At 62.1% G+C, this 24,632-nt stretch carries 24 protein-coding genes and 1 pseudogene; 19 read left to right on the forward strand and 6 right to left on the reverse strand.

What is annotated here, in order from left to right:
• Nucleotides 1-2: 2 nt before the first annotated feature.
• The 6 genes from ACO07W_RS19220 to ACO07W_RS19245 all read left to right on the forward strand — a co-directional run bounded on the left by ACO07W_RS19220 (nt 3) and on the right by ACO07W_RS19245 (nt 4,503).
• Nucleotides 3-1,160 carry an 8-amino-7-oxononanoate synthase gene (locus tag ACO07W_RS19220; RefSeq protein WP_421845254.1) on the forward strand — a complete coding sequence of 386 codons (1,158 nt, stop codon included), beginning with the start codon at nt 3-5 and terminating at the stop codon, nt 1,158-1,160.
• Nucleotides 1,157-1,849: a dethiobiotin synthase gene (gene bioD, locus ACO07W_RS19225; RefSeq protein WP_421845255.1), complete on the forward strand. Its 693-nt coding sequence runs from the start codon at nt 1,157-1,159 to the stop codon at nt 1,847-1,849. The genes ACO07W_RS19220 and bioD overlap by 4 nt, the downstream gene beginning before the upstream one ends.
• Nucleotides 1,849-2,358 (forward strand): 2'-5' RNA ligase family protein, encoded by a 510-nt coding sequence (locus tag ACO07W_RS19230; RefSeq protein ID WP_421845256.1) that lies wholly within the window; start codon nt 1,849-1,851, stop codon nt 2,356-2,358. Before bioD ends, ACO07W_RS19230 begins: the two co-directional genes overlap by 1 nt.
• A 164-nt stretch (nt 2,359-2,522) precedes the next feature.
• A complete protein-coding gene (gene bioB, locus ACO07W_RS19235) occupies nt 2,523-3,572 on the forward strand; it encodes a biotin synthase BioB (protein WP_421845257.1) in 1,050 nt (349 codons plus the stop codon).
• A gap of 26 nt (nt 3,573-3,598) precedes the next feature.
• On the forward strand, nt 3,599-3,832 hold the full coding sequence (locus ACO07W_RS19240) for a hypothetical protein (protein WP_421846112.1): 234 nt from the start codon (nt 3,599-3,601) through the stop codon (nt 3,830-3,832).
• The gene (locus ACO07W_RS19245; protein ID WP_421845258.1) at nt 3,829-4,503 is read left to right on the forward strand and encodes a DUF2567 domain-containing protein; all 675 of its coding nucleotides are present in this window, start codon (nt 3,829-3,831) and stop codon (nt 4,501-4,503) included. The genes ACO07W_RS19240 and ACO07W_RS19245 overlap by 4 nt, the downstream gene beginning before the upstream one ends.
• 6 nt (nt 4,504-4,509) lie before the next feature.
• On the opposite strand, the gene ACO07W_RS19250 is transcribed toward ACO07W_RS19245, so the two are convergent.
• Entirely contained in the window at nt 4,510-5,850 is a 1,341-nt protein-coding gene (locus ACO07W_RS19250) for a lipase family protein (protein ID WP_421845259.1), read from the reverse strand.
• 203 nt (nt 5,851-6,053) lie between these two features.
• Here ACO07W_RS19250 and ACO07W_RS19255 point away from each other — a divergent pair, with 203 nt between their 5' ends.
• Entirely contained in the window at nt 6,054-6,497 is a 444-nt protein-coding gene (locus ACO07W_RS19255) for a hypothetical protein (RefSeq protein ID WP_421845261.1), read from the forward strand.
• 5 nt (nt 6,498-6,502) lie between these two features.
• Nucleotides 6,503-7,690, forward strand: a complete 1,188-nt coding sequence (locus ACO07W_RS19260) for an RNA-guided endonuclease InsQ/TnpB family protein (RefSeq protein ID WP_421841682.1) — start codon at nt 6,503-6,505, stop codon at nt 7,688-7,690.
• A 104-nt stretch (nt 7,691-7,794) separates the two neighbouring features.
• On the opposite strand, the gene ACO07W_RS19265 is transcribed toward ACO07W_RS19260, so the two are convergent.
• Complete coding sequence (locus ACO07W_RS19265) at nt 7,795-9,174, reverse strand: flavin monoamine oxidase family protein (protein ID WP_421845262.1); 1,380 nt, start codon at nt 9,172-9,174, stop codon at nt 7,795-7,797.
• A 56-nt stretch (nt 9,175-9,230) separates the two neighbouring features.
• Here ACO07W_RS19265 and ACO07W_RS19270 point away from each other — a divergent pair, with 56 nt between their 5' ends.
• Nucleotides 9,231-9,935, forward strand: coding sequence for a TetR/AcrR family transcriptional regulator (locus ACO07W_RS19270; protein ID WP_421845263.1), 705 nt, complete (start codon nt 9,231-9,233; stop codon nt 9,933-9,935).
• 17 nt (nt 9,936-9,952) lie between these two features.
• Here ACO07W_RS19270 and ACO07W_RS19275 read toward each other — a convergent pair whose 3' ends face one another.
• Together ACO07W_RS19275 and ACO07W_RS19280 are read right to left on the reverse strand one after the other, a co-directional pair.
• A complete protein-coding gene (locus tag ACO07W_RS19275) occupies nt 9,953-10,297 on the reverse strand; it encodes a pyridoxamine 5'-phosphate oxidase family protein (protein ID WP_421845264.1) in 345 nt (114 codons plus the stop codon).
• Between the two features lie 26 nt (nt 10,298-10,323).
• Nucleotides 10,324-11,034 (reverse strand): NUDIX hydrolase, encoded by a 711-nt coding sequence (locus ACO07W_RS19280; protein WP_421845265.1) that lies wholly within the window; start codon nt 11,032-11,034, stop codon nt 10,324-10,326.
• A 48-nt stretch (nt 11,035-11,082) separates the two neighbouring features.
• Between ACO07W_RS19280 and nadA the strand changes: the two genes are divergently transcribed.
• The 9 genes and pseudogenes from nadA (at nt 11,083) to tnpA (ending at nt 20,947) form a co-directional block, all read left to right on the forward strand.
• The gene (gene nadA, locus ACO07W_RS19285; protein ID WP_421845267.1) at nt 11,083-12,132 is read left to right on the forward strand and encodes a quinolinate synthase NadA; all 1,050 of its coding nucleotides are present in this window, start codon (nt 11,083-11,085) and stop codon (nt 12,130-12,132) included.
• Nucleotides 12,129-13,718: an L-aspartate oxidase gene (locus ACO07W_RS19290; RefSeq protein ID WP_421845268.1), complete on the forward strand. Its 1,590-nt coding sequence runs from the start codon at nt 12,129-12,131 to the stop codon at nt 13,716-13,718. Before nadA ends, ACO07W_RS19290 begins: the two co-directional genes overlap by 4 nt.
• Entirely contained in the window at nt 13,718-14,575 is an 858-nt protein-coding gene (nadC, locus tag ACO07W_RS19295) for a carboxylating nicotinate-nucleotide diphosphorylase (protein WP_421845269.1), read from the forward strand. Before ACO07W_RS19290 ends, nadC begins: the two co-directional genes overlap by 1 nt.
• Before the next feature lie 464 nt (nt 14,576-15,039).
• Nucleotides 15,040-16,314 carry an IS256 family transposase gene (locus ACO07W_RS19300; RefSeq protein WP_421840071.1) on the forward strand — a complete coding sequence of 425 codons (1,275 nt, stop codon included), beginning with the start codon at nt 15,040-15,042 and terminating at the stop codon, nt 16,312-16,314.
• Between the two features lie 162 nt (nt 16,315-16,476).
• Complete coding sequence (locus ACO07W_RS19305; RefSeq protein WP_421845270.1) at nt 16,477-16,644, forward strand: hypothetical protein; 168 nt, start codon at nt 16,477-16,479, stop codon at nt 16,642-16,644.
• Between the two features lie 867 nt (nt 16,645-17,511).
• Nucleotides 17,512-18,153: an NAD(P)-dependent oxidoreductase gene (locus tag ACO07W_RS19310; RefSeq protein ID WP_421845271.1), complete on the forward strand. Its 642-nt coding sequence runs from the start codon at nt 17,512-17,514 to the stop codon at nt 18,151-18,153.
• Nucleotides 18,154-18,624: 471 nt separating this feature from the next.
• Nucleotides 18,625-18,852: pseudogene (locus ACO07W_RS19315) on the forward strand (integrase core domain-containing protein); the annotation flags it as partial.
• A 192-nt stretch (nt 18,853-19,044) separates the two neighbouring features.
• On the forward strand, nt 19,045-20,160 hold the full coding sequence (locus tag ACO07W_RS19320; RefSeq protein WP_421845272.1) for a hypothetical protein: 1,116 nt from the start codon (nt 19,045-19,047) through the stop codon (nt 20,158-20,160).
• 370 nt (nt 20,161-20,530) lie between these two features.
• Nucleotides 20,531-20,947 (forward strand): IS200/IS605 family transposase, encoded by a 417-nt coding sequence (gene tnpA / locus ACO07W_RS19325; RefSeq protein WP_421845273.1) that lies wholly within the window; start codon nt 20,531-20,533, stop codon nt 20,945-20,947.
• 76 nt (nt 20,948-21,023) lie between these two features.
• Here the strand turns inward: tnpA and ACO07W_RS19330 are convergent, their stop codons facing one another.
• Nucleotides 21,024-22,250, reverse strand: coding sequence for an IS110 family transposase (locus ACO07W_RS19330; protein ID WP_421845748.1), 1,227 nt, complete (start codon nt 22,248-22,250; stop codon nt 21,024-21,026).
• Nucleotides 22,251-22,773: 523 nt separating this feature from the next.
• Nucleotides 22,774-23,184 carry a nitroreductase family deazaflavin-dependent oxidoreductase gene (locus ACO07W_RS19335; protein WP_421845274.1) on the reverse strand — a complete coding sequence of 137 codons (411 nt, stop codon included), beginning with the start codon at nt 23,182-23,184 and terminating at the stop codon, nt 22,774-22,776.
• A gap of 106 nt (nt 23,185-23,290) precedes the next feature.
• Between ACO07W_RS19335 and hisD the strand changes: the two genes are divergently transcribed.
• On the forward strand, nt 23,291-24,631 hold the full coding sequence (gene hisD / locus ACO07W_RS19340) for a histidinol dehydrogenase (protein WP_421845275.1): 1,341 nt from the start codon (nt 23,291-23,293) through the stop codon (nt 24,629-24,631).
• Nucleotide 24,632 lies beyond the last annotated feature (1 nt).

Consider the following 24,632-nt stretch of genomic DNA (forward strand, 5'->3'; position numbering starts at 1 on the left):
CGATGAAGACACCGATCGACACGTCACCGCTGGAATGGTTGGGGGCGGTGGAGGAGCGGCGCCGTCAAGCCGGCCTACGTCGCTCCCTGCGGCCGCGCCCGGCGGTTGCCGCCGAGTTGGATCTGGCCTCCAATGACTATCTTGGTTTGTCCCAACATCCCGAAGTCATAGATGGTGGCATCCAGGCGCTGCGTATGTGGGGTGCGGGTTCGACCGGTTCTCGCCTGGTCACCGGCGATATCGAGCTGCACCACGAATTCGAAGCTGAGCTTGCTGAGTTTGTCGGCGCATCCTCGGGGTTGTTGTTCTCGTCGGGTTACACCGCCAACTTGGGGGCCGTTGCCGGTTTATCGGGCCCGGGCTCGCTGTTGGTATCCGATGCGTACTCACATGCATCCTTGGTCGACGCATGCCGGCTTTCGCGGGCCCGGGTCGTCGTAACACCGCATCGCGACGTCGGCGCGGTGGAAAAGGCACTCGAATCGCGCGGTGAGGAGCGCGCCGTTGTTGTTACTGATTCGGTCTTCAGCGCCGACGGTGCGCTGGCGCCGCTGCGCGAGTTGCACGACACGTGCCGCCGCCACGGCGCATTGCTCGTGGTTGACGAAGCACACGGCCTCGGCGTGCGCGGCGGCGGACGCGGGCTAGTACATGAGGTTGGGTTGGCGGGCGCACCCGATGTGGTCTTGACTACGACGTTGTCCAAAGCGCTCGGCAGCCAGGGGGGAGCGGTGCTTGGGCCGGCTTCGGTGCGGGCTCACCTGATTGATGGGGCTCGATCGTTCATCTTTGATACCGGCCTGGCGCCAGCTGCGGTAGGTGCCGCACGGGCGGCACTACGAGTTCTCACATCAGAACAGTGGCGGCCGGACGCGGTGCTGCGACACGCTGGCGTCCTGGCCGAGATTTGCGGGGTTCCCGAGGTACCCCAGTCGGCGGTGGTGTCGGTGGTTCTGGGTGATCCGGAGGTGACCCTGGCCGCGGCGACGGCCTGCCTGGATTCGGGCGTGAAGGTGGGGTGCTTTCGTCCTCCGTCGGTGCCAGAGGGAACGTCGCGGTTGCGGCTGACCGCACGGGCATCGCTGCATGTGGGAGAACTTGAGCTTGCCCGACGAGTGTTGACAGACGTGCTTAGCGAGCGAGTCGCAGCGCGCCCATGACTGTCCTGATTGTTACCGGAACCGGCACCGGGGTCGGCAAGACAATCGCCAGCGCGGCGCTCGCCTCGCACGCGCGGCAAGCGGGCATTGATGTGGCGGTGTGCAAACCCGTGCAGACCGGCACTGGCTCCGGTGCGGACGCCGGTGATGACGATCTCGCTGAGATAGGCCGGCTGGCCGGAGTGACAGAGTTGGCCGGATTGGCGCGGTACCCATTGCCTATGGCGCCAGTCGCCGCCGCTGAGCAGGCGGGGACGCGGCTGCCTACCCGACAGGACATGACTCGGTTCATCAGGAACGTGGATCGTCCGGATCGGTTGACGTTGGTCGAAGGAGCCGGCGGGCTGCTGGTCGAACTCGCTGAATCGAATGTCACCCTGCGAGATCTCGCTGTCGACCTCGGCGCCGCGACGATAGTGGTGACTACCCCAGAATTGGGCACTCTCAACGTGACCGCCTTGACGCTGGAGGCGCTTGCTGCACAACGTGTTTCGTGCGTCGGTTTGGTTATTGGCAGCTGGCCGCCGGGACCCGGTTTGGTGGAGACCTCGAATCGTTCCGCGTTGGCCCAGCTAGCTCCGGTCCGTGCGGTGCTGCCCGCAGGGGCCGGAGCCATGGATACTTCCGAATTTGCGATCATGAGCGCGCAGGCGTTCGACTTCGACTGGTTAACCACGCTGGTTCATTGATGGTGCACTCGATCGAGTTCGTTTTCGACCTCGATACTGAGGCGGCGATCTATCGCATCTGGGAGGAGCTGGTCGCTGCCGGAATACCGAGCCAGGCGCCAGCTGGTCGGCCACATGTGACGCTGGCCGTTGCCGAGCGTATCGGCACGGAGGTCGACGAGCTATTGGGTTCGATCGCCGCCCGCCTGCCACTGGCTGCGACGATCGGTGCTCCGGTGTTGTTCGGTCGGTCGAACGTTGTGTTCGCTCGGCTTGTATTGCCAACGACCCGACTGCTGGCGCTACATGCCGAGGTGCACCGGCTGTGCAGTTCATATCTGGCCCCGGGGGCGATGCACAACAGCTTGCCAGGCCAGTGGACCGCTCACGTCACGTTGGCCCGCAGTGTCGGTGGTGCTGAGCTGGGACGCGCTTTACGTATTGCGGGCCGGCCGAAACGAATCGATGGCAGCTTCGTGGCTCTGCGTCGCTGGGATGGAAGTAAGCGGGCGGAACATCTAATCAGCTGACCGAAACTGCGCCCCGATACCGGACCGCATCGCGTTTGTACAGGTGCGCACCGTTACCCTAACCTCAACACCGTTCACGTCAGGGCGCGGTTAGGCTGTTGACAGATTGTCTGTCTGACGGCCTCGAAGCGGCAAGACCTGACAATATTCAAGGGGAGTACTTGGTGACTCAGGCGGCTACTGAACCGACTACCGACGACGGCCAGAGCGGCGCTACCGAATCAGATATTCTCGCGATCGCGCGAAGGCAGGTCCTTGAGCGTGGGGAGGGTTTGAACCAGGACCAAGTGCTCCAGGTGCTGCGGCTGCCCGACGACCGGCTCGAAGAGATGCTCGCCCTGGCTCACGAGGTGCGAATGCGTTGGTGCGGCCCCGATGTGGAGGTCGAGGGCATCATCAGCTTGAAAACCGGTGGCTGTCCCGAGGATTGCCATTTCTGCTCCCAGTCCGGGCTGTTCACCTCGCCGGTGCGCAGTGCGTGGTTGGACATTCCAAGCTTGGTCGAGGCGGCCAAGCAGACCGCGAAGTCCGGAGCCACCGAGTTCTGCATCGTGGCTGCGGTACGCGGACCCGACGAGAGGCTGATGGCTCAGGTCGCGGCGGGTATTGAAGCGATCAACAACGAAGTCGAGATCAACATCGCCTGCTCGCTGGGGATGCTGAGCGCGGAGCAGGTCGATCGCTTGGTGGCGATGGGTGTGCATCGCTATAACCACAACCTTGAAACAGCCCGTTCGTTCTTCGCTGACGTCGTTACCACGCACTCCTGGGAAGAGCGCTGGCAGACGCTGTCGATGGTGCGCGACGCCGGCATGGAGGTGTGCTGCGGCGGCATCCTCGGCATGGGCGAGACGCTGGAGCAGCGGGCGGAATTCGCGGCAAATCTGGCCGAGTTGGGCCCCGACGAGGTTCCGTTGAATTTCCTCAATCCGCGACCAGGTACCCCCTTCGGTGAGCTTGAGGTCATGCCGGCAAGCGAAGCATTGAAGGCGGTAGCCGCTTTCCGCCTAGCGCTGCCGCGAACGATGTTGCGCTTCGCCGGTGGACGCGAGATCACGCTGGGTGATCTCGGGGCTAAGCGAGGCATTCTGGGTGGCATCAACGCGGTGATCGTCGGGAACTACCTGACCACTCTGGGGCGCCCCGCCGAAGCCGATCTGGAACTGCTTGACGACCTGCACATGCCAATCAAGGCGCTTAACGCCAGCTTGTAGAGATTTCAAAAGCAGTGGCTGAGAGACTGGGCGATCTGCGCAAGCTGGGCGCGGCAGTCGGTGCTGGCGTGTATAACGTCTATACCGGCGACCTGGCGGGGACGTCATTGCCGACGGCTGCTCAGCTAGGTCTTGAGCCGCCTCGGTTCTGCGCGGAATGCGGCCGGCGGATGGTTGTGCAGATTCGTCCTGATGGCTGGTGGGCGCGATGTGCACGGCATGGCCAGGTGGACTCGGCCGACGTGGAGGAACAGCGGTGACTGAACAACCCGAGTCGTCTGGGCCGGCGGCTTCCTACCCGCTTTCTGATTCCCCCCGAATGCCCAGGGCGCAGGCGACTCTCTTGGTGATGCTGGGGCTGGCGGTGACTGGTGTATTCGTTGGTGGGCTCTGGGCGTGGATTGCCCCTCCGATCCATGCGGTGGTGGCGATAACGAACGCAGGTGAGCGGGTTCACGAGTATTTGGGCGCGGAGTCACAGAACTTTTTCGTTGCGCCGCTTCTGCTGCAGGGGCTGTTGGGTGTGATTGCGGTAGTGGCGGCGGTACTGGTGTGGCAGTGGCGCGATCACCGGGGCCCGGCGATGATTCTGGGGCTCTTGATCGGGTTGGTGGCTGCGGCTTTGGCTGCTGCTGCGGTGGGGGCGGTGTTGGTTCGGTTGCGCTATGGGGCGTTGGAATTTGACACCGTGCAGCTTTCGGACAGAGACCACGCGCTCACGTATGTTACGCAGGCACCGCCGGTGTTCTTTGCCCGCCGGATGCTCGAGGTGGCTGCCACCCTGGTATCGCCGGCTGCGGTTGGCTCACTGGTGTATGCCCTGTTGGCAGCAGGGATCGCACGCGACGACCTGGGCGGCTTTCCCGCGGTTGATCATCTTTCGAGCGTGGTGTCCGAGGAGTCGGCAGCTCCCAAAGCTACAGAGTCATAGCGAGATTCAGAGCGGACGGCGACCGACTTTCCTGCCGGTGATGACCTTCGCCGCGATGGCAATGAGACGCGCCATGCCCGCATACGTCATCGGGTTGAACATCGTTGGCCATTTGGTCCGGATGATGTGGTCGGTCAGCGGTCGGCCGTCAAATCGGTCGGTGAGCCAGCGAAGCGCCATCGGTGCAGACAGCGGGTGCAGGCAAATGTGTTCGCTGAACGCATCCCGATGGTAAGTGACGTTGGCTCCACCGGCCGAGTACGTATCGGCCAGCTCATCAATGTCTTTGACGTCGATGAGGTAGTCGTGGACGGCTTGGACGATCAATACCGGTGGTGTGGGCACTACGGCGCCCAACTTCGTGTCGTCGAAGACATGGGCAACCGCCGGTGTCGACAGTATGTCGTCCAGCGGCTCGTCGAGGAATTCGCCCAGGTCCTTGCGTACCATCCGAATGACGGCGCCTGCGGTTGTCATCTTCTCAAGTCGTTTGAGGAGATCGAGGCCCTCGTCGCTCGTGTGCTCTTTGATCTCCCTGTCGAGGTCGGGGTAGGTGTGGGCGAGCGCGGCCACCACCATTGCGGGCAAACCGGAAAGGAAACTGCCGTTGAGTCGGCGGAAGGTACGGCCGAGGTCGCCCACGGGTGAGCCCAATACCGCGCCGACGATGTCGAGCTCAGGTGCGTATTCGCCGCACATTTCGGCTGCCCACGCACTGGCCAGCCCACCGCCGGAATAGCCCCAGAGCCCGATGGGCGTCGTTGGGGATAAGGCGATGCGTTCTGAATTCAGAGCCGCGCGAATACCGTCCAGAACACGGTAGCCAGGTTCGTACGGTGTCCCCCAAAGGCCCTCCCGGCCTTCATGGTCGGGGATCGATACGGCCCAGCCTTCGGCGAGAGCGGCCGCGACCAGAAATAACTCCAATTGGGCTATCGCCCCAATTGCTTTCGCGCGCCGTCGCAGTGCATATGAGGGGAAACAGCGGGACGCCACCGCGTCGATCGCGCACTGATAAGACAGCAGCGGACAGGTTTGTCCTGGGGTGAAGTCGGAGGGCAAAAGCACAGTGGTTGCCGTCGCCTCGGGCTTGTCGTTCATGTCCGTCGTCCGGTACAGCAACTGAGTAGCGGTTACGGCTTGTGGTATCACCCCAAGAAACGCCAGCTCGACGTCGCGCGAGCGCAGGACGGTTCCGGGTGCGGAATGTTGGTAGCCGGCCGGCGGGTGGTAGAACGGATCGTCGGATGGCAGCAGCGGGCGAACATTGCGCTGCAATTCCTCATGCGGCGGCTTGCCGATCCACTCTGCGCCGCTCGCACTTGCCAGATTGCCGACCTCCACCATTGAGGCTCCCTTCGTGGCTAATCAGCATTTTCGCGCATTATCACCCCGGGGCCAAATAGGGTTTGCCGCGCGGGTTGCCGTTAGCCAGTCACTGCCAGCGGCCCCGCTATCCGCTGGCATCTCTTAGTCAAATCTTATACAACTTACTATCAATGATGTCGATGTGGCCCATCACACAATGTGGTGCCCGTCACATTGTGTGGATGGCAATCAGTCAACCGAGCTGCTGGTATTTCGTATCTGTCGTAATCCGTTTCAACTACGATCAACCGGTTGCCGACGCGAACCGCGTCAGGCCGCCGATCGCAGTCACGGCACCACGGCTCGCCGAGGCCACCGCTGGCCCGGATGGCGCGGTGCAAGATGTCAGCCACGCGGATCTTTGGCCCAGCAGCCGGGGATTCCGCGCCTCGCGTTGCCTGACGCGGTTGCGCGGCGTCGGGTCTTATGCCGTCTACGCCGCCGGCGAGTCATCATCGGCTGATAGCGGGCCGCTTTGCCGGCAGCGGTATTACCCGAAAATTCGTAGCGCGGGAAAGCCCCGCATCTTTAGTGCGGGGATGGAGCGCATCAATTTTGTTTCCGGGGTGGCCACTGCCTGGGGTCGCGGCGTGGCCGCCGCTTGTCGGTGCCCGGCACTATCGTGACTGGTATGAGTGCCGGGGCTGGTGAGGATGCGGGTAGCGGCAAAGCCCGCTACACCTACCGGCTGCGCATGTCGGGCGTCGCCGAAAAGGCTCTCCTGGTCGAGTGGGATCGCTGCCGCTGGGTGTGGAACCAGTGTGTCGCAGAATCGAAAAAAGCGCATCAGGCAGGCCAGACCTGCGGATACGCGGAACTCGACAAGCAACTAACTGGCTGGCGCCAACAGCAGGATTGGCTGGCCGCTGGATCGGCGGTACCGCATCAACAAACCGTGCGTGACTTCGCGAAATCGCGGGCAAAAGCGCTCAAGGACATCCGGAACCGGCTGCCGATGCGAGCCCGTGCTGGATTCCCCACATTCAAGAAGAAGCAACTCGCCGCGCCCACCCTCAACTACAACCGCAACGCCTTCCGGCTCGTAGACCGGGTGCTGTTTTTGGCGAAAGGTGTTGTGGTGCGGCCGGTGTGGTCGCGGGAGCTGCCTACTGCGCCGTCGAGTGTGCGCGTCTACCGCGACAGTCTGGGGCACTGGTATGCCTCGTTTGTGGTGAAAGCCCAAGCCGAGCCGCTACCAGTCACGGGCCGGGTAGTTGGTATCGACTGGGGTGTGAAGGCTATAGCTACCACCACCAGCGCTGAGCATGATTTGGCGCACCCGCAGCACGGTAAAACCGGATCCGACAAGCTGGCCCGCTATCAGCGGGCCATGGCGCGACGGCGCCCCGGAAAAGGGAAGCCAGGTAGTCGGCGCTACCGGGCGGCTAAAAGGTTGGCGGCCAAGGCGCACAAGAAGGTTGCGCGTCAACGCCAGCAGGACGCACGAATGTGGGCGAAAAACCTGGTCAATGATTTCGATGCGGTAGCAGTCGAGGACTTCAAGCCAAAGTTTTTGGCGAAGTCGACGATGGCGCGTAAGGCCGCCGATGCGGGTATCCGTATCGCGAAAACAGAACTTGTGAACATGGCGGGCAAGCATGGCCGTTGTGTTGTGATGGTGGACCCGAAGTACACCAGCACCGACTGCGGACAGTGCGGGGCAAGAGCCACGCACCGCCTGCCGCTGTCGCAACGCATCTACACCTGTGCCACGTGCGGCACAGTCGCGGACAGGGATCGAAACGCGGCGCAGGTGGTTTTAAACCGGGCAGGGCTGAACCCCGGCGGCGTAGACGGTGTAAGACCCGACGCGGCGTAGCTGCGCTAGGCAACCCGAGCTGCGGAATCCCCCGCATTTATGCGGGGGAGCAGTCAACGTGCGGGCTACACACCGCCGCCAGCTGGTGGATGGATCGAGCTAGCTCAGCGTTGGGCTAACCGGGTGTGGGCCTCGCGGCGATGCTCATCGAGCCGTGCCCTCACCAGCTCAAGTTTGACGTCATGACCGAGGATGCGGCTGGCCTCTCGCACCCCGCTGTCGATCGCGCCGTCGACATAGCCGAAGCGGAGGACGTTGGTTGCCTCGCCGGCGAATAACAGCCGTGAAGCGACCGGTGCGAGCAGGTCGGCGAAGTGCTTCTGGGTGGTCTCGGGCCGAACGGTCGAGTAGCTACCTAGCGCGAGAGGATCGAGTTGCCATGCTGTGGTGTGCGCTGCCGTCGGCTTCGTGACGCGGCCGGGGAACATGGTTTCGAGGATGACAAGCGCCTGGGCGATCATGGGCTCCGGATCGTCCACGAGGCGGGTTCCGTGGTCGCTGGTCAGCAACGCAACCAGCGTCGGCCGGCCGGCTCCGGTGCTGAAATCGAAGAATACCGGGCACGGTGTGCCATCGTCGATGTTGTAGAGGTTCCGCGCTCGCGTGGGGTTGGTACGCCAGAACGGCTCGTCGAATCGGAGGACGATCTTTTCGAGGCGCCCCACTCCGATCCCGTCGATCGCAGCGACTTTTGCGGCGGGGAGCGGCGGGTCGAACGCGATTGTGCCGGCTTTGAGGACCCCGAGGGGAACCGTCACGATGGCGTGGCCGCCACTGAACGTCCCGTTGGTGGTGACGATCTCGACACCCTTGTTGCTGTATCTGATGGACTCGACGACGTGCTGGAGCCGGATGTCGAGTCCATCGGCCAACACATCCACAAGGCGTCCGTACCCACCGACGATGACCGATTCCCGCCCGGCGTAGTCCATTCCGATCTCTGCGGTATGAGCGCCAAGCAGGTCGGCTCGATCCGCCCAGCTCAACTCGGCCAACCGGCGAACCAGGAACCTGCGAACGCGGCGGACGTCGTCCGTACGGCCCCGCTGATTGACCACCCTGTCTATCCGATCGGCAAAGTTTGCCGATTCCGTAGTGTCGGGCTCTGAGAGACGCTTGGCGGCGCGTGCGCCGGCCACGAAGTGGCGGAACGACTTGACGCGTCCGAGCCACATTCGCCTGACTGGGTCGAACGCCGCTATCCGGAACGGGTCGACATAGTCGGCGCGCAACGTCGCCAAACCGGCGCTCTCGGCGAGCCCAACGATCGGGTTGGTCTTGTGACCGTCGATCCATGCTGCGCCCTCATCGATCACAGCGCCATCGACGTCGACAGTGCTCGTTCGGCCCCCGATCCTTGGCCGTCCCTCAAGCACCACCACGTCTCGTCCATGGCTCTGCAGCAGGCGCGCTGCTGCGAGACCCGCTGCCCCGGCGCCGATCACGATCACCCGATTGACGTTTCGATCCGTCTCTGCATCCATGACCGAACACTATCAATTGATTGACGACCTGTCGATCAATTGTATACAGTCGAGACGTGCCATCGTCCGGCGATCCCGATACCAGTCGCCGTCGCGGCCGCCCCAACGTCGCCGACGAACGCCGAGCAGCGATCGTCGAGGCGCACATCCAGCTGATCTCCGAGCAGGGCTCGCCTACGGTTCCCATGGCCGACATCGCCGAACGAGCCGGAGTGGGTCGGACCGCGATCAGCCACTTCGTCGGCGACCGCAAAGCGCTGCGCGTCGCCACGCTCCACGAGCTTGGCCGCCGCTACGAACTCACGATCCGGCAAGCAGTAGGTCCGGACCCCACCCCAGAGAACATCATCGACCTACTGTTCTCCCGGGCCTGGACGATCCACCGCTCGACCGACGACCGCGCATTCGCCCTCCTGCAAGCGACGGCGAGCCGACACGCAGAAACGCGCCAGGCCGTGCGGGACTCGTACACCCTTCTCGTGGACGAGCTTGCCGCAGCGATCACGCGCCACTCGGAGACACCCCCGCAGCGTGCCGCTGCCATCGCCTACGGAATCGTCTGCCTCTCCGAGTCCAACACCGTGTTGCTCGATATCGGATTCGCCGAACAGTACAGCCGGGACGCGGCCAGGCTGGCCCGCTCGATGCTGACGACCGGCTGGCAAACCACTCAGTTCAACACCGACAATCCCCCTGACCAGGACCATGACCGCACCGACCACTACGACCACTGCGCCCACGACCACGCCCAATCAGACTGAGCCAGTTGCCGTCTGGGTCATGATTGACCGCGCAATTCTGGGGTGTAGGGGCCGGGTCGAGAACATACAACACACGCTCTAGTAGAGCGCGGCCACAACAAACGCCCGGTGTCGACGGCCATCAGGCACACTCTGGAGTCAACCTCGATGTTGCGCGCCAGCGCGCTGGGGTACTGATCGAAATAGAAGCCGGTGCGGTTATCGCGCAGGAATACCGTTCCGGCAGGGCTGATGTGTGGTGCGCGATCAGAGCCAACCGACGCGATCGCACAGTGCCGAGGCGATTGTTTAGCCCGGACGACGATCTGTTGGATCGTTGTCCAGCTGTCATCCTCGAACGCGGACTGCCCCTCGTCCCTCATGCAAGCTGCCACGTTGTGGGCGGTCTTTAGATCTGGCCGGGCGGTCGCAGTGCGGCGAATTCATCGGTGACTCTCAGCTGGGAGTCGGTAAATCGGTACAACGCGGCCGGGCGCCCCCCGCTGCGACCGGGCGCTGCGACGGTGCCGGTGTGGTTGATAACACCGCGACGGACGAGGACGCGTTGCAGGTTCGTGGCATCGACCTGATAGTCGAGCGCGGCACCATAGATGTCACGCAGGGTTGAAAGGGCGAATTCCGTTGGAGCCAAGGCAAATCCGATATTCGTGTAGGACATTTTGGCTACTAGTCGGGCGCGGGCGTGGGTCACCATCGGGCCGTGGTCGAACGCCATCGTCGGTAGCGAGCTCACGGGGTGCCATCGCGTGTCGGGGGGTAATTCGGGAGTGGCGGGGGAGGGCACCAATCCCAGAAAGGTGGACGCGATCATGCGGGTATGTGGCACGCGCGCGGGGTCTGAGAACACTGCGAGCTGCTCTAGGTGGGCCAGTTCTCGCAGATCTACTTTTTCGGCGAGTTGGCGCCGAACCGAGGTGGTCATGTCCTCGTCGTTGCGCAGGCGGCCGCCCGGCAATGACCATCTGCCGAGCTGCGGCTCTCTCGCGCGTTCCCATAGCAACACGTTGAGCTTTGGTTTTGTCTTGCCGCCGGTCGTAGTAACTCCGCCTACCTGAAACACGACGGCTAGCACTTCATGGGAGGTGTTACCATGGTCCATGTTTTCGATTGTAAGTCGAAAACCATCAGGACGCGAAAGGTAGTGACAATGGAGGTCCTGAATCGGACGGACACGCCGGCAGTTGACTTGACCGCCCGCATCATCGACTCGCCGCATGGCTATGAAGGGGTTGACGGCGACAGCGAGTGGGCGGCGGAGATTCGCCGACTTGCCCAGTTGCGTGGGGCTACTGTGTTGGCGCACAACTACCAGCGGCCCGAGATTCAAGACGTGGCTGATCACGTGGGTGATTCGCTGGCGCTGTCGCGGATTGCCGCCGACGCGACCGAGGACACCATCGTTTTTTGCGGCGTGCATTTTATGGCCGAGACCGCCAAGATACTCAGCCCGGACAAGACCGTGCTTATCCCAGACCAGCGCGCTGGCTGCTCGCTGGCCGACTCAATTAACGCAGACGAGCTCAAGGCATGGAAGAACGAGCATCCAGGCGCGGTCGTCGTTTCGTACGTCAACACGACTGCGGCTGTCAAAGCACTCACTGACATCTGTTGCACCTCATCTAACGCGGTCGATGTGGTGGCCTCGATCGACCCGCAACGTGAGGTGTTGTTCTGTCCAGATCAATTTTTGGGGGCCCACGTGCGCCGCGTGACCGGCCGAAAGAACTTGCATGTATGGGCTGGTGAATGCCACGTACATGCCGGGATCAATGGCGACGAACTCGCCGACCAAGCCGCGGCACATCCGGACGCTGAATTGTTTGTCCACCCAGAATGCGGTTGTGCAACGTCGGCGTTGTACCTCGCCGGCGAAGGCGCCGTGCCGACAGATCGGGTGAAGATCCTGTCTACCGGCGGGATGCTCGAGGCTGCGCACAAGACTCATGCTCGCGAGGTTCTGGTAGCGACCGAGGTCGGTATGCTGTATCAGCTGCGCAAGGCTGCCCCGAACGTCGACTTTCGCGCCGTCAACGACCGCGCGTCATGCAAATACATGAAGATGATCACTCCCGCGGCTTTGTTGCGGTGCCTGGCCGACGGTTCCGACGAGGTTTACGTTGACCCGGAAATCGCCGCCGCGGGCCGGCGCAGCGTGCAGCGAATGATCGAAATTGGCCAGCCAGGCGGCGGAGAATGATCATCAGCCCAACGTGGAAGGATTCGACCGACGTCGTTGTGATCGGCAGTGGCGTGGCCGGATTAGCTGCCGCGCTAGCAGCGCATCGAGCGGGCCGCGGTGTGGTCATCCTGAGCAAGGCCGACCAAAAATTTGGGGTGACAGCAACGCACTACGCCCAAGGCGGCATTGCGGTGGCGCTGCCCGATGCTGACGATTCAGTCGATGCCCATGTCGCCGACACTTTGGCCGCCGGCGCGGGCTTGTGTGATCCTGACGTGGTCTACTCAATTGTCGCCGACGGCTACGGTGCGGTTGCCGATCTGGTTGGCGAGGGAGCGCGATTCGACGAGACGGACCCGGGTCGTTGGGCGCTGACCCGCGAAGGTGGGCATTCCCGGCGACGCATCGTGCACGCCGGTGGCGACGCCACCGGCGCCGAAGTGCAGCGGGCGCTCGACCATGCCGCTGCCGCGCTGGATATCCGCACCAGCCACGTCGCTGTGCGGCTGGTGCGTGACGATACCTCGGTACGTGGTGTGCTCGTGATCCGTCCAGATGGATATGGCGTCATCAGTGCGCCCTCGGTAGTCCTGGCCACCGGCGGGCTCGGTCACCTATACAGCACTACTACCAACCCCGAAGCATCCACCGGCGATGGTGTGGCTTTGGCGCTGTGGGCGGGCGCTGCGGTTAGCGATCTCGAGTTCATTCAATTTCACCCCACGATGATGTTCGCCGGCAGGGCCGGCGGGCGGCGGCCTCTGATTACCGAGGCGATCCGCGGTGAAGGAGCGATTCTGGTAGATCGACAAGGTAATTCAGTTACCGCCGGAGTTCATCCGATGGGGGACCTGGCGCCTCGTGATGTTGTCGCGGCTGCCATCGACGCGCGGTTGAGAGCCACTGGCGATCCGTGCGCTTATCTGGACGCGCGCGGTGTTCCCGGACTTGAGTCGCGGTTCCCGACCGTCACCGCGCTATGCCGGGCCGCGGGAATCGACCCAGTCGGCCAACCCATACCGGTGGTTCCGGGAGCACACTACAGCTGCGGTGGCGTGGTGACCGACGCCTACGGCCAGACTGCTCTACCGGGTTTGTTCGCAGCTGGAGAGGTAGCCCGCACCGGCATGCACGGCGCAAATCGCCTGGCGTCGAACAGTTTGTTGGAAGGCTTGGTCGTCGGTCGTAGAGCCGGAGTTGCCGCCGCCACGCATGCGGTGACGGCTGGGCGAGGGCTTGCGACGGTGTCAGGAAGCTGGCCCGAGTCGATCACCGACGCCGTGCCGGCGCGTAGTGACCTGCAACGCGCTATGAGCCGGGACGCTTCGGTCGTGCGTGACGCCGAAGGGTTGCGCCGGCTCGCTGATGCGCTGCGCGGAGGCCGAGTTCGGCAGGTGGCCACTCGTCGTGATTTCGAAAATGTCGCGCTGGCGGTGGTCGCTAAGGCTGTGACTGCCGCTGCGCTAGCTCGCAACGAGAGCCGGGGCTGTCACCATCGCGACGAGTACCCTTTTGCCATGCCAAAACAGATGCGCAGCAGTGTAATTCGCTTGGCAGAAGACCAGAACAGAGTGCGGGTGGAGGCATTGGCGGCAGTGGGCTGATGATACTGCACAGCAGCGAGCTGGAGGCCGCCCGAGACATCATTCGGTGCGGTCTCGAGGAGGATCTGCGCTACGGACCCGATGTCACGACGATAGCGACGGTGCCTGCTGGTGCTGCGGCCACCGCGTCGATGGTTTCGCGGGAGCCGGGAGTGGCTGCCGGGGTGGACGTCGCGTTGCTGGTACTTGACGAGGTGGTTGGTGCCGCGGGTTACCGGGTGCTCGATCGTGTCGAGGACGGTGCCCGGCTATTACCGGGCGATTCTTTGTTGAGAGTGCAGGCTGAGACGCGTGGCCTGCTGACTGCCGAGCGGACGATGCTGAACCTGGTTTGTCATCTGTCGGGGATTGCCACCGCTACTGCGGCCTGGGTGGATGCAGTTCAAGGTGCCAAAGCCAAGATCCGCGATACCCGTAAAACGTTGCCTGGTTTGCGTGTGCTGCAAAAATACGCGGTGCGGGTCGGCGGTGGTGTCAATCATCGGCTGGGGTTAGGCGACGCTGCCTTGATCAAGGACAATCACGTGGCTGCTGCCGGATCGGTGGTCGCGGCGTTGCGCGCTGTGCGGGCCGAGGCACCCGACCTGCCATGTGAGGTCGAAGTTGACTCGCTTGACCAGCTCGATGCGGTTTTGGCTGAAAATCCGGAACTGATCTTGCTGGATAACTTTCCGGTATGGCAGACCCAAATTGCGGTGCAACGACGGGACTCCAGCGCACCGACCGTACTGCTCGAGTCATCCGGTGGGCTCTCTCTGGAGAGCGCTGCCACATACGCAGCAACGGGTGTCGACTACCTCGCTGTGGGCGCGCTGACTCACTCGGTACGTGTCCTTGACATCGGATTGGACATGTAGCCGTAGCGGCGGAGCCGCGTTGGCGCTGCGCGTGGCGGCGTCGACGGCAGCTGTGTCGCCATCGTGCGGGCAGCCGTTTCAAGCCACTACTAGCGCGGTGAGCGGTGTCAATGCGGCAGTCGGCGTTGCCGGGGCGCCATCTACTGCTCGAACTGAGGCTATGGCCGTCGGGGTGGCCGAGGCGCCGACAACTGGGACTGATTTGGTTGCCGTGTGGTTTACGCCTGTACCGAATTCTCCGGTCGATCAGCGACACGACTATCGTCGACATATGGAGTCAGACCCTAGGCACGGCCTGGCGCTGATTGCGGCCATATAAGTAGCACCGGGATGTGATTGGTCGCGTCTCATCGCTGGTGTAAATGGTCACGGGCGTAGGTTCCGTCGCAACCGACGAAAGCTATGAAGGAGGGGCTACGCCCGTGACCAAGCGAGTATCGCCGATTGAGCGTGTGCGTGTTGAGATGGATCAGTTGTTCGCCGCGACCGAGCGGCCGTTGACCGAGATTTTGGAGGAGGTCGGGCGGTTATCGGTGCGTCTGGTGTTTCAGGTCGCCGTGGAGGCCGAGGTAGAAGCAGTGTTGGGCCGAGCCCGTCACCAGCGTCGGGTTCAGGACGGCCCGGGCGGGTACCGCAATGGGTATCAACCGCCGGCGACGGTGAAGACCACGATGGGCTCGGTCGAATTATGCCGCCCGAAACTACGCGACACCGACGAGCGGTTCTGTTCGCGGCTATTCGGTGCCGGGGTGACGCGCACCCACGCTCTGGAGGCGTTGGTGATTTCGGGATGGGTGCGCGGTTTGTCGGATCGCGACATCGAGGCCGCGTTGGCCGAGGTGCTGGGCTCGCAGGCGGCGTTGTCGCGCTCGACGGTGAGCCGGATTTGTGCGGCCATCAAAGACGAGTTCGCTGCGTGGTCGTCTCGACGCCTTGATGAGCTGGTGTTGGACTACCTGTTCTTGGATGCCTCGAACTTTCGGATGCATCCCAACGCCCCGGCCGAGCCGGTGCTGGCCGCCTGGGGCATCTGCACCGACGGCAAGCCCCTGTTTATTGGGCTGGCCCCAGCCGCAGCGGAGTCGGCTGATGCGTGGGCCGACTTCTTGGCTGACCTGAGGAACCGGGGACTACGCCCGCCGCTACTGGGCATCTCCGACGGGGCGCCGGGCCTGATCGCCGCATGGGAGACCACGTTTCCGGCAAGCCTGCGTCAGCGGTGTCTGATCCATCGCTGCCGTAACGTCATCGCCAAGACACCTGTCGCGGTCCAGGACGAGATCAAAGCCGCGTTCTGGTCGATCTTCGATGACATTGACCAGCCACCCGGCCAGCAGGCCGTGGATGAAGCCACCCGCCGCGCCGAGGAGTTCACCACCACATACCGCGGGCTCTACCCAGCCGCGGTCGCTTGCCTGGCCAACGACTTCGCCTCGCTGAGCGTGCATTTGCGCTTCCCCCGCCAACACTGGACACGCATCCGCCATTCCAACCTCATCGAACGCACCTTCGGAGAATCCCGTCGCCGGGTCAAGGTCATCGGCCGCCTACCCGGCGAAACCAGCTGTCTGTCGCTGGTATGGGCCGTCCTCGACCGCGCCAGCCGCGGCTGGCGCGGAGTCACCCAAACATCAGCGACCAGCCGCCACCTCCAAGAACTACGCCACCAACTGCTCGAGCCACCCCGCCCACTGCATCCCCCCACCACAACAACCACGACCGACACCACCGCCGCGTAACATGACCACCAGGAACATGCGCCCAGCGTTTTTACACCAGTCCTAAGACGCCACCATGTGATTCATGCAGTCCTACCAACGCTACAACGCCGAACATGATCGCGCCGCTGCTGAACCGCTAGTTGAATGCCGAAAGCAGCATGGTTGAAGTGTTAGCTGCTGTTGGCTGTTGGCTGTTTGATGCTGATGGCCATATTCATCGTCGCCTCGCTTTCGTACTTCAAGCGAATCCGCGACGGTCGTGCCGACCCATTCGCCAACCCGAGCTGGCCGACCATCTTGCGACCTACCAGTCCTCCCTCACCGCTGCACGATCCCGACGCCGATTAAGACCTATCGATTAGGCGCCTGGCGAAGGACTGTCCTGCGATAGGTGCAGGATCAGGGGCACTATGACCTGGCACGCGATTCGGCTATCAGCTTCGACTGCCTCATTTGCGTGCGACCTGGCCGGATGGAGTGTGTGCCGATACCAGGCTCTACGACCAACCGTGGGTGGAGTTGCCACTACTACCAATGCGGACACGCGGGGCGAACTTCGCAACGGGGCTGTATAACGTTCACGACGAGATCCCTTATGTCCTTGGACTGTATCCAAGAGGACGCGATCTGTGACCGCCTGGCCAGTGTGGAGTTGTTTGGGACTGCACGGTTTGGATCTAGCTTGCGGCGGCCGTAAAGCCAGTTCAGAAGCGATGCGTTATTGCCGGGCGATTCATTGTTGAGAGTGCAGGCTGAGACGTGTGACCTGCTGACCGCCGAGCCGACAATGCGGAACCTGGTTTGTCATCTGTCGGGGATTGCCACCCCAACTGCGTCCTGTGTCGATAGCCTTGGCGCTGCGCTGTTGGCGGCGTCGAGGCCAACAGTGGCCACGGCCAGGTGCCTCTAGCAGTTCGCCGCGTGGAACCTTTTTGCGTATTGTCTTGCCTTCGATGCTCGTGAACATGACGAGACCGTCCGACAGGAAGCGACTACGCGGATCCCGTTACCGGTTCGGATGCGCGGTATTGGGGCCAAGGAGACCGCGGGGATTCATGTTCGACCGTGCTTCGGGCGCCACGACTGGGGAGTCGTTTGGCCCGGGCTCAGTGCTGACCTGACGGTTGCTAGATTCCGGCGAGGATAGTTGCTGAACGAAACAGATAGCGAACGTGCCAGGAGCCTGGCTTTACGTCAAGAAGGGATGCCAATGCCGTGAAGGTGACTCTATTTGGTGCGACCGGACAGTTGGGTAGGGAATGCCTGACGCAGTGTTTGGAAGCCAACCATGATGTGACGGTGCTCGTGAGGACCCCCGGCAAACTAGCGGACGTCGCATCGGAAAAGGTCATCGTTGTTCAGGGGGATGCTCTGTCGCCCAGCGATGTCTTACGCGCACTGCCCAGGGGGACGCAGGCGGTGTTGTTTGCGATCGGCGTGGATGAGAAAACTTCACCGCCGGATCTATGCACCGACGCCACCCGCAATATTCTTGCAGCGATGCGCCGCAATGATGTGCCCCGGTTTGTTTGGTGTGGGGGAGGCAGCACTATCGTGACGGATGACACCGTCACATTGGGTTCACGGTTTGTGCGTTTCTTCGCCGAACGTTTTTTGAAACTTCGCCACATTGACAAAGAGCATCAGTGGGCGCTGTTAGAGGAGAACAGAGATATTCGCTGGATCGGTATTCGCCCCTTGCAAATGAAAGTTGGCCCACAGACCGGAAAGTACCGGTTAGGTTTTGATGCCTTCAGCGCTATGTCGAAAATTAGCTTCGCAGATTGCGCGCACGCGATGGTCGAGATGCTGGATAGCGACACCTGGGTCGGGAAGGCGCCTATAATTCAATATTAAAGTGTGCAGTAGTGAATTTCGTCCCTTGCAAGTTTAGCTAAGAAACGATAGACGGCAGGCTCCACGTGAATCTGGCGGCAGCTGCGGCTGCTCGATCGGGCATGTTGTCGCGGATCGTCTTTTTAGATAGTTGCGTGCTGGCTAGCCCTGCATATCCGGCGACCTGGTGTTCTTGAGCGAGAATCGGCATCGGATCGGCCGTCGCGCGGGATCTCACCAACGCCTGGTCGCTATCGACGTGTTACACCGCCTTGGCTGCTAACCCGTTACTTCGTTCCTGCGAACGGTCGCTTTAATAAAGTTCTCGAAGTTACTGGGCCCGTTATCTGCGCCTTTCCGGAGCCAGAGGTCGCCTGCATCCTTGTTGCCAAAGAATCCAGATGTATTACTTTTGGCAGGAAGCAAATGATGACTACGTCAGCTTCCGGCGTAGCGGCTGGTGTGCTCGTACTGGCGTCAGGGCTCCGGCGCGCTATCGGATCGAGCGACAACGCCCTGGCTGAATCGGTCAACGCGGCCCTCAAACGCGAGGTCCTCCCAGACTGACACAACTGGGCCGACGCCCCCACCTGCCGACACGAGGTCTTTCGCTGGCTGGCCCGCCACAACACCACGCGACGCCACTCCTACTGCAACCAGCTCAGCCCCGCCACCTGCGAGAGGACCCACCTAGCCGCTACCCTGCCCCAAGCCGCCTAACCACAAATCCCGTGTCCAACCCAAGGGGTCAAGCCCCCACCTAGGAAGCTCGTCATGAACACTTCACTTCGTCTCCGGTCGCGAAGCACTCAGATAATTGTCGGAATAATACTTACTACAACTTTAATCGCTGATTGTAGTGCCAGTACGCAAAATATAGGTACCCCAACTAATGCAATGGATGATCCAACTTTGAGCGGCACACTTTCCGCGGTAGACAATATGGCTAACCGTTCCTGCGGAGCGGACGTATTCGGCCAAGCGGGCTCCAAAGCGGAGCAGGAAAAAGGTTTCGGGAAGCGATATGAGCTAGTAATGGATGGGCAACCAGTGATGCGGTTCCTGATACAAGACGCGATTACGCAGGCCCAGTTGGAGCGGGCAGTTCGGGTTACAGAATTCTACTTGAAGGACGTTCCCGGTAGCGCGTACGGCAGTGACAAATCAGGTGTTCGCAAACAATTGGCGGCCAACAACGCAACTATGCTCCTGCTGAATGGGGCTGACGGCGAATCAAGCGTGCCACGAATTCAAGGGCAGCCATTATACGCCAGCGAGATAGCGGCTGAAGGTTCCCGCTGGTATGTGATCAATGACCCCGAGCACCGAGATGCTGCGTTGGAAGAGATCTTTCATCAGGTACACGACAACGGGATTGGCACAAATAGACCGGGGGCTCTCCCACAGTATCAAGCCGTACTACTCGCCGGAGCCAAAAAGGCGTTAGCTGACGGGCGATGGGCGAAGTCCGCTCCCGCGTGGGTAGCCGAACTTGAGGCTGAAGGGTCGCTGGCGCAAGAATATATCGCTTCGGTTATTGATACTTGGTACGGAATGTGGGCGCATTCCCCTGATGGGAACGAAATTTACCGCTTTAGCACTCGCGAAGAAGTGCGTAATGAGGACCCGGATGGAGCTCAACTCATCCGTGATTTCCTGCCCAACACACTCGAGTACGAAGCCTACATTGACCCGTCCTTTAATGGATCGTTCACATTGACTAAGAGTGCCGATACAGTTTATTCGGGCAAATCGCAGTATCTTCGCGGTGCCCGTTTGACTGGTGAGAATGCCGCGGGATTGATCGGGAATGACCTCGATAACACCCTGCGAGGTAACCAGTCTGACAACCAACTCGACGGTGCCGGAGGAACCGATGTTGCCATCTACTGCCACGCAGCTGATCTATACGCGGTCACCCGCGACGGCGCTGATGTGATTGTTACTGGTCCAGACGGCACCGACACCTTATCCAATATCGAGCGAGTTCACTTCCTGGACGGAACCCGTAACGTGCCCACGAGGTAACGCTATCGGTCGCTCGTCGATAAACCATGCGAATACATTGCGTATGCTCGGCGACCACAGCGCCGCCTAAAAATAGTCGTGGCCTGGTGTAGAACATGACGCGCGAGGCGTCGGGACAGCCTCGATGACGAAGGTATTTTGAGGTGCGATTCACGTATCTTCACAAACCCCGAACAATGCTGCCGCCACCACCACTACCAGCGCAGACACGCCCAAACACGCCAGCCACTATCTACGGCTGCAGTACTAGCACTTGACCGAATACTTCTTCGGCGCAAGCCCTCGACTTCAGTCGGGGGATAGCCGATCGGGTCTGTTGGGTCCGCGTAGCGGACCGTACTTGTCGTAGGTGTCGTTTATCGTGAGGCCCGTGCAGTACCGGTCAACGCGTAAAGCGGTGTTTTCGGTGAAGTATTACGTGATTTGGTGCCCGAAGTACCGCAGCCGCGTGCTGGGCGGCGCAGCCGAGTTGCGGTTGAAGCAGGTCATCGGCGAGGTCTTGGCCGAGTTCGGTGGCGTGGTGATCGAGGTCGAGACGATGCCCGATCACGTGCACCTGTTGGTCGAGCTGCCACCGCAGGTAGCGGTGTCGAAACTGGTCCAGATCCTCAAAGGGCGCTCCTCACGCCGGTTGCGGCAGGAGTTTGCGCACCTGGCTCGGATGAAGTGTTTGTGGGCGCCTTCGTATTTCGTGTCGACGGTCGGCGGTGCACGTTTGGAGGTTGTGCGCCGGTATGTCGAGAACCAGAAACTTGCCGCCGTGCGCAGGCGAGCGAAGGTAGCGTAGCGATGGCGCACCGCTACCGTATCTATCCGACACACCTAACTCCGTCTGTGAGAAAGACATCTCACGAAGTTAAAAGTCAAGCCACGAGCGAGGGAGGAGGTGGAAAGGCTAGATGTTCGGTGTAGTGCTGGCCGGTTTGCAGGCAGTGGTGGAGTTGGCCGAGGAATTTGTTGAACAGATGTCGTTGGGCTTGGTGGTTCCAGTCTCCTGCGGCGCGGCGGGTGTCGTAGTGGCGACGGGCGCCCGGCGAGGCGCGCAGCGATGCCAAAGCCCAGATGGGACCCACGGCGGCCAGGCGCCGGTTCTTGATATGGCGGTGCAACACGAGGGTTTTCTTGCCGCTGGCGCGGGTGATCGGCGCGGCTCCGGCGAATGCTTTCAGTCCGCGGGCGTCGGTGAAGCGGGCGCGGTCATCACCGATCTCGGCGAGTACCCGGGCACCGGCCAGGTTCCCCAGTCCGGGGAAGCTGGTGATGATCGTGGAGTCCGGGTGCTGCTCAAAATGGGCGGTTGCCGCCTCGGCGAGATCAGCAGCAGTGGTGCAGGCAGCCTCGAACTGACCCAGCAGCCCTGCCAATTGGATACCCATCGCGTTCTCCACGACCGGTGGTTGGTGCAGGTAGGTGTCGGTGAACACCTCCCGCAACCGTTCGATGTCACGGTCGAGATGGCGGCGGCGGCCGGCCTTGGCCAGCAGTCGGCGCAGTCGGGCCGGGGTCAGCTTGGTCGCCTGGGTGGGGGTTGGTGCAGCAGCCAAGATGGTGCGCGCATCTCGACGAGCCAGCCCGCCCTCGGGCAGGTCGGCGAACGCGGTGATGGCCGCCGGGTAGAAATCTTTGAGCACATCGCGAATCTGGTTGCCGATGTGTTGACGTGCCCATACCGCGTCTTGCTGAGCGCGGGCCAGCACCCGGATCGCCTGGGCCAACTCGGTGTCGGCGGGCAATGGGCGGTGCGCGCCGGGGTCGGTGCGCACAATATTGGCCAGCAGCACCGCGTCGGCACCATCGGATTTGGCCCCCGACACCGCATACCGTGCCCGATACCGCGAAGCCGCCAACGGGTTGATCGGATAAATCACCCGGCCAGTTTCTCGCAGCGCCGCCACCCACAGGCCACGATCAGTTTCCATCCCCACTGGTATCGGATCAGCGGCACTGTCACCGGCCTCAGCCAGCAACGTCAACAGCTGCGCGAACCCGGCCGCATCATTGCCCAGCCGTGCACGGGCTACCACCCTCCCGTCGTCATCAACCACAGCAACATCGTGATGCTCAGTAGCCCAGTCGATTCCACAAAACAAGCCCAAGACGTCCTCACTTTTTCGTCGGTGGATGGTTGCGCCGTTACCGGTGGACTCACGCGGCGCCCTAATCGCGGGACTCCAAGGTCCGTCATCTCACTAGCCGTCCGTGACTCCAGCACATCGCAGGACTTCGTTCTGTCGAAGAGCTCAAGGCTCGAGAACAACCATCAGGAAGTCACCCCTGCGACGGGCTCGGGCAACGGAATCTCACCACCAACCCGACAAGACCTGCCGCCAGACGCGCCGCTCTTTCTCAAGTCGTCGAACGACGGGAACACCAGACGTCACCTGACGGCAGATCCCGCAAGAAACAGGCCCCGGTCACCAACACCCGGACCGGTAACCAATCCCTACTAAACGATTAGGATCTGATGGCTCTTGTCGGGAGCCGCAGGTTGTGATCGCCGGTCCCGCGCAGGATAAGGCCAGGCGCGGAGATGGCCCGGTCGTGGATCGTGCGGCCTCGATCTCGGTTTCGGTGCCCGGAAAAGCGTCTTCGCCAGGTAGTCAGCAAATTCAACTAGGCGATATCGGCGACAAAAATCCCGACGCGATGCAGTTGCAACCGCGCTAACCGCGGCAGCCCCGAACTGTCAGAACCCGCCGGCAGAATCCGCGGGTTGATGATGTGTACCTCGCGGCGGTTGAAAAGTATGTCGGCCTCACCGGCCGCCAGAACGTTCTTTACCCAGTCAGTCTTGCCATGGCCGAGTGCGATTGCCAGCAAGTCGCCCTTGCAGTAGGCGGTCACGATAGTTTTGTAGGGCTTGCCCGACTTACGGCCACGGTGGGTGATGGTCGCGGTTCCGGGCACGTAGCGGGCGATCGGTTTGAGCGCCGGGTTGATGTATTTGATCTGGAAGCGCTCGAACCAGGGCGGGAACACCATCGGGATGCCCGGCGCGTTATTGGGGTGGTTCTTTGCGGACATAGCGGCTCCATTATAGGAAATCGAACAGACGCGGTTATGAGATCAGGTGCGATCCTCACTACGGGCACTGTACCGGCTGAATAATGACTTGAGCTGCTCTGGGAGAATGGAGTGCGTGAGCACGGCATCATCTCCGATAGCCCGTATTGATCTGCGGGGAGTGTCGTTGACCGCTGCTCGGTTGAGGGCCGCGTTGCCGCGCGGTGGTGTCGACGTGGAGAGCGTGCTGCCGAAAGTGCGGCCGATCGTCCAAGCGGTGGCGGAGCGCGGCGCGGAAGCAGCGCTGGACTTCGGTGCGTCATTCGACGGCGTGCGGCCCACGACTGTGCGCGTACCGGACACCGCGCTGGATGCCGCACTGGCCGGCCTCGACCGTGATGTCCGAGACGCGCTGCATGTGATGATCGAGCGAACCCGCAGGGTGCACGCGGACCAGCGTCGCGTAGACGTGACAACGACCGTCAGCCCGGGCGCGACAGTCACCGAGCGGTGGGTCCCGGTCGAGAGGGTAGGGCTCTACGTTCCGGGTGGAAATGCGGTGTACCCATCCAGTGTGGTCATGAACGTGGTGCCGGCGCAGGCGGCAGGTGTCGACTCAGTGGTGGTGACCAGCCCACCCCAGGCTGACTTCGACGGACTTCCGCATCCGACGATCTTGGCCGCGGCCCGGCTATTGGAGGTGGGAGAGGTATGGGCCGTCGGTGGTGCGCAGGCAGTGGCGTTGCTGGCGTATGGCGGCATCGACACCGATGGCACCGAGCTAGCACCGGTTGCCATGATTACTGGGCCCGGCAACATCTATGTCACGGCCGCGAAGCGCCTCTGTCGTTCCGAAGTCGGTATCGACGCTGAAGCAGGACCGACCGAGATCGCCATCTTGGCCGATCGTCACGCTGATCCGGTCCATCTGGCCGCCGATCTGATCAGCCAGGCCGAACATGACGAGATGGCCGCCAGCGTGCTGGTCACCCCGAGCGCGGATCTGGCCGACGCTACCGATGCTGCATTGGCCGCGCAGCTGCAAACCACGGTGCACCGCCAACGGGTAACCGCGGCACTATCAGGTCGCCAATCGGCGATGATTTTGGTCGACGACCTCGACGCTGGCGTTGACGTCGTGAACGCCTATGCAGCTGAACATCTCGAGATCCAGACTGTAGACGCGCCGCGTGTTGCCGACCGGATACGTTCGGCTGGCGCCATTTTTGTCGGTCCGTGGTCTCCGGTCAGCCTCGGCGACTACTGCGCTGGGTCCAATCATGTGCTGCCCACCGCAGGCTGTGCCCGACACTCGGGCGGCCTGTCAGTGCAGACTTTCTTGCGTGGCATCCACGTCGTCGACTACAGCGAGGCGGCGCTCAAGGATGTCTCCGGGCATGTGATCACGTTGGCCGCAGCTGAAGACTTGCCCGCACACGGTGAGGCGGTACGGCGGAGGTTCGAGTGAT

Origin of the sequence: Mycobacterium sp., from assembly GCF_965230835.1 — a bacterium.
GTDB lineage: Bacteria > Actinomycetota > Actinomycetes > Mycobacteriales > Mycobacteriaceae > Mycobacterium.